This window comes from Cyanobium sp. A1C-AMD, from assembly GCF_024346495.1.
GTDB lineage: Bacteria > Cyanobacteriota > Cyanobacteriia > PCC-6307 > Cyanobiaceae > Cyanobium_A > Cyanobium_A usitatum.
This window is the reverse complement of sequence record NZ_JAGQDB010000122.1, coordinates 1-5,350: the sequence shown is the minus strand read 5'-3', so window position 1 is coordinate 5,350 and position 5,350 is coordinate 1. Positions and strand designations below refer to the sequence as shown.

Sequence of the window (5,350 nt, the reverse complement as noted above, 5' to 3'; positions counted from 1 at the left end):
CCGGGAGGCGCATACAGCGATTTAGACGGGAGAGATTTTAAAAATATAGAAATACGATCATCCTGACCAGCCGAAAGGTTAACAGGGAGCTCCTTTTGGATAACTGATGGAAACTCTGAATCCGCATGCTTAGGCGCCTTCTCCCTAGAGGATTGACGAATGCACGACCCTATTAAGTTAGCGTAATTCTTTTGGGCGAGCAACCCTTGAACGTTAAGACGACCACCATCGCACTGCTTAAAAAAGGGGACACCATTCTTATAAAGAACAAACGCAGCAGAAGCCCCGCCAATCAGGACAATTGGCAAAAAGCATGATTTAATTGTGTTAAAGCGACCCATATTTTAGCCTATTAGCATCTAGGTAAGTGGGGCATTCAATGGACGGTGTGGAACAAATTCCCAAAGAAAAGGGGGGCGGAAGCCCCCCCCTTTAGCGGAAACTTAAGTATTACTGGGGAAGAGTAATAGCTGTCTGCAACGGTGTTGCAGGAGCAGTGCCTACGCCGGGCAATTCTGCTTTACCAGCTTCGTCTGTGGTGAACAGCTGAACAGCCAAGCGACCTTGGATTTCAGCACCCGTCAGGTTGCCCTCTGAATCACCCATCAACTTAACAGTATTCGGACCAAAGGCCTGAATGAAAGCGTTAGCTGCAAGGGTGTTTGATTGGTTGGCGAACGAAGAGGTCGCCAAGTTACCACCGGCGTTACCGTTAGCCGTGCCGTTCGACTCAGGAATAGAGTTCCTCAGGCGAGTAGCTACATCAACGTTAAAGTTGGTGGTGTCTAGGGAATTCAGAGTTGCGATAGAACCGACACCGGTGACGGTTACCGTTGCCTGGCTATCCTGGGTAACTGCACCCTGGGAGGCGGAAGCCAACTGGAGAGACGACATTACGCTATCGACTTTCTCTTGCCTTGCGTCCGTCCAGGATTTCTCCTGAGTACCAGCTTGTGCGGTCTCCTTAAGAGCAGTTCCAGTTGATTCATTGAACTGAACACCTGCGGCAGATGCCGCGGCCTTTTCAGATTCCGTGTTGATGATCTTGTCGCTACCAGCGTAGCTCAGGAACTTGTTGGTGTACTCAATGTAAGATGAGCCAAACTCCGAGTTGGCAACGCTAGTTGCGCTAGCAGAGTTTGCCGCGCTGCTTCCTGCAGAAGCACCAATGTCAGTTCTATTGGAATTAGTGGTGACAAACTCACCCTTGATGATGCCTTGACCACTGGCCCCTTGCGAAGAGGATGTAGTACTGGCAGTGGTGACGTTAGAGAACGCCTCCGTCATCTGCTCGTTGAAGAAGTCCTTGCGAGCAGCGACATACGCAGCTTCGGTTTTGTACTCAAGTGCGGAGGTGTTTTGAGTAGTGGAGGAAGTATCAACGCCGTTTTGGGCCTTGTAATCGTTCCAGTTTTGGCCGAATTCACTTGTAGTGGTCCGGTTAGCGATCGAATCGGCTGCCTTGGAGGCTGCTTCAGCAGCGGCCATGGTGTTGGCAGCGCTGGAGGATGTACCGATCGTTTGCTGGAGCTGGGAAGTGCCGCTCAGCGCGAGGAGAGCGCTGGAATCAACCAGGTAATCCTTGGTGGAGCTGGCCGAAGCGTTTACGCCAAAGTTGGTCGAAGAACCAACTGAGAAAGCATTGGAGGTGCTGCTCGAGTTGTTGAACTGAGCGGTGCCCTCACCAGAGAAGCTGACCACGCCAGGGGTAACTGCGTTGATCATGAACATCTTGCCCGGATCGGGCATGGATTGGGCCAATGCCGGAGCAGTTGCCGTGGCAGCGAAAACCGCTGCTACGAATGAAAGGCGCCTTTTCATGGCTCTTTAGTGTTTTGGTGTTTTGGTACGTACCGGCCACAACCGGTATGACAACTCTAACCCATTGACGCACATACGCAACATATGCGCAGCATTTTGGCGACGTGTCAAGAGGGCCAGCCTGGTTTCTAAAGAAATTCGAATGCAACCTTAACCTGATGCGCGCCCTCGCGACGATTCATGGCAAGAACATTCACGGAGGATTCGCATCGCACAACGTCAAATGCTGGCTGTGGCAAGGGTACCAAGGGTAAGCATCACAGCCCTCTCGCTAGACTGCTCAGAAATAAACAAAAGTCGTAGAATCACTTAGGAAATTCAGATAAAATAAGAGCAGTGAAATTGCATGATGTATCAAATAAAACTGGCAAACACAAGCCGAGATTCATTAATTAAAAAACATAAAAAATACGAGCGCATCAAGTGGGAGGGAGTTGGGCACTCGCTTATGGGGCAAAGCTTAGCCAATAAATCGAAACGCTAGTTCTTGATGACTTCAGTTTTGGGAATCGGCACTGACTGTCGCTGGCTTTGCTGTCGCACCTTAAGAGCTTGCATCGCTTTGGCACGATCAACAGTTAGTGGAGGATCACCCTGAACAAGCGCACACCGAGTGAGGGTGGGAAATTTGCGTGGATCGACTATTATCCCTTCTGAATCCAACGCTGCACATGCTCGTATCATGGAAAGATCAGAAGATATCTCTCGATCGCGAGCAATCTGTCCGGCTAGGCGCTTGCAATCACTAACAATAGTAGAGCCGAATGGAATAAGAACTCCCACGTTTGCGTTATAGTTTTGCGAATATTGCGATGTCCCATTGTTAAGAGTATCCATGGTGTCACCTAAATTTTGGCCGGTCCCTGCCCCAACGTAAAAGGTAGGCGTACGGCAAAAAACGCCAGGAGCGAAACCCATCTCGTTGCTCCATTGATTATTAGTTTGATAATTAATATTGGTCCCACCGGTGGTATTAGTTGAAACGGCTGCCGAGGGATTCGCATTATTGGTAACAACAGCGCTCTGACTGAGAGCAGCAGTTTGTACCATTGTGAGACAGGCAACAAGAACAGGATAGACTGCCTTAGAAAGCTTAATACCTGTGGAAGACTTACGGCCGGCAAACATGGCTTAAAAAGAGCTCGTGAAGGCGTTCACAAATGTAGAGGTCGTGATATCTGCTTGGAAGCGTGTTTGGCTCTGTGAGCCAGAACTAGAATTGGCAGTCCCAACCTCAGGCCCCCCCGTTTTATCCAGAAGCTTGACGACATCTGCCTTGAATGCAGAACCCGAGCTATTACTACTCGAGTCACCTATGGATTCATTTATTGTTTCTGAACCTCCGCTAAAACGCAAGTCCTGAGATGCAGTAAAGCCAGCGGCATCGAACTCTGCACTAGAGGCGCTGTTTTCATCAGAAGTATAATTAGAGGCAGCCAGGAAAGCCGAATTATCACCATCTTTGCTTTTGCTTTGGATGGCCTCCGAGGTGATTGTGAGTGTGATCGGCGAATTAGTTGCGGAATCGCCAACAGATTGACGGCTACTATTGATACTACTTGAGGGAAAAGAGCCGTCAAAAGCATTCAGAACCAAAGAGGCACTAGCGCTTGCATTATAATTGGAAGTACTTTGCGCTGTACTGTTCACACCAAAGCTACTACTAATACCAACTCCAACAGAAGTGGAAGTACCAGTTGATTGATTAAGAGTACATTGAGATTTTGGGCAGGCAAACTGTTCAGAGCCAGGTGTGGTAGCTTGAGCCCTGGCAGGAGACAAATCACCAAAAACCAAAGAAAGTCCTATCGATAGGACAATGGAAAAAGCTGTGGAGCTTGGAGTATTAGGCATTGGTGGTTACTCAGCTGTAAAGGTACGGACGAAGCTGTTAACAAACGATGAATCTGTGGATGTCACAGAAATAGAGGTGCTTGTAGAACCAGTAGAACTACCACTGGCAGTTCCCACGTCTGGAATGCTGCAGGTTGCCCCGGAGGAGGAGGCGTCTGAGCAGATTTCAGCCTCAGATTTTGGAATTATTTTTACCTCGTAGCGAGTGCCTTCACCAAAGTTAATACGCTGCATTCCTGAGACTCCGGTTGACTGACCAAGCGCTTCACCGGAGCCAGCCTTCATGTATCCAGACGAACCATCTTTATTCTCTTGAATGGAAGTACTGTTAGGGCCAACAACCATATTCCCGTAGGTTTCAACAGCAAAGTCAGGGGTCCGTGATGCGTTTGTCTGTATGCCGTGAACGCTGTTGATCGTTATGGTGAATGTACTGTTACTGCCCCTGGACACGTTATTGGTGTTTTCACTGAGCTGTGCCCTGGAAGGCAAAGCAGCAAATAGAAGGCCAACGCCAAACATAAACAATGGCGCGATCGCAAGGAATCTTCTGTTGTTGAAACCTATGCAAGTCATGACAGTCAGCGAAGTGTGTTAAAAAAGGTAGGAGCAAATAATGGCACTAGGGAACCTTCTAAGTGATAGGTGACAGAGTAGGTGGTGTAAGCACCAAAGTCTACATACTCAAGGGGTGAATTGGCAGGCTTTGCATCGGGGAGCAATGGAGCAGCGGGTAGTTCAATTCGAGTGCCAATACCAAGCTTCTGATTTCGATCGCTCAGCCCGTTGAGATCAAGAATACCTTCAATGCTAACACCAAGGCGATTTGCGATCTCGACAGGGCTTTCAGCCTGATCCAAAACGATCGTACCAAGAGTTCTAGGGCTAGGCAAATTAAAAGAAGTGCCCGCGCTAAGTGGCTGCTGAGAATCTGTTAAGCCATTCAAAGAAAGCAATGTAGAAACATTGAGACCGTAAAGATCAGCAAGCTCTGCAGGGGTTGTATTGTCTTTGAGGCTTATCTCTTTTAACGGCTTTAAACCAGGCACGTAAAATGTACTGCCTACATCGAGCGCCTGATGAGGGTTATTGATGCCATTTAGATCAAGCAGCCAATCTACACTAAGTCCATAAAGTTTTGCGAGCTCCGCTGGTGACGTAGGCGTTTCAACTTTAATGGCCTCAACTGTGGAAAAATCTGCCGGAACAGTTAATGTTAAACCCTCAATGTCTTGATTGGGATCGATAATTCCATTGGACTGCATCAGTTGCTGAATCGAAACGCCAAACTGCCGAGCAATTTTTTCAAGGGTTGGGGCCGTACCGTCGACCCCACGAGTGGGACGTAGTGACCCAACTGTTTTTGTATTCGCTGCAAAGGCTGAGAGAAAAGAACTCTTGCCCTCCATCGGATCAGGGGTCTTGTTAAAACCAACTACTGTGAAACGGGTATCAACACTATCCCCACCTGAGCTTTGAAGGCTATTGAAATTCAAGGAAGAACTATCATCTGAAACGGGCTCATCTTTCTTGAAAACCGGATTAACTAATACCTCTTCGACCTTCCCGGAGTTTACATCCTGCTTCCAAGCTAAAAATTTGCCGCCAGATTGGCCCTCAGTAACTGAGTTGCTATTGCTATCATCTTTCATGTAGAAGATAGTAGATCCTTGCA

The 5,350-nt window shown here is 48.2% G+C and carries 6 protein-coding genes; all 6 read right to left on the bottom strand.

Annotated features, from left to right (window positions below; translation table 11 throughout):
- On the bottom strand, window positions 1-341 hold a 341-nt coding region (locus KBY74_RS13455; protein ID WP_254943139.1), incomplete at its 3' end, for a hypothetical protein.
- 109 nt (window positions 342-450) lie between these two features.
- The gene (locus KBY74_RS13450) at window positions 451-1,821 is read right to left on the bottom strand and encodes a hypothetical protein (protein ID WP_254943138.1); all 1,371 of its coding nucleotides are present in this window, start codon (window positions 1,819-1,821) and stop codon (window positions 451-453) included.
- Window positions 1,822-2,301: 480 nt separating this feature from the next.
- Window positions 2,302-2,949 (bottom strand): hypothetical protein, encoded by a 648-nt coding sequence (locus KBY74_RS13445; protein ID WP_254943137.1) that lies wholly within the window; start codon window positions 2,947-2,949, stop codon window positions 2,302-2,304.
- A gap of 3 nt (window positions 2,950-2,952) precedes the next feature.
- A complete protein-coding gene (locus KBY74_RS13440; RefSeq protein ID WP_254943136.1) occupies window positions 2,953-3,675 on the bottom strand; it encodes a hypothetical protein in 723 nt (240 codons plus the stop codon).
- A gap of 6 nt (window positions 3,676-3,681) precedes the next feature.
- Window positions 3,682-4,251, bottom strand: coding sequence for a hypothetical protein (locus KBY74_RS13435; protein WP_254943135.1), 570 nt, complete (start codon window positions 4,249-4,251; stop codon window positions 3,682-3,684).
- Window positions 4,252-4,256: 5 nt separating this feature from the next.
- On the bottom strand, window positions 4,257-5,350 hold a 1,094-nt coding region (locus KBY74_RS13430), incomplete at its 5' end, for a LysM peptidoglycan-binding domain-containing protein (protein WP_254943134.1).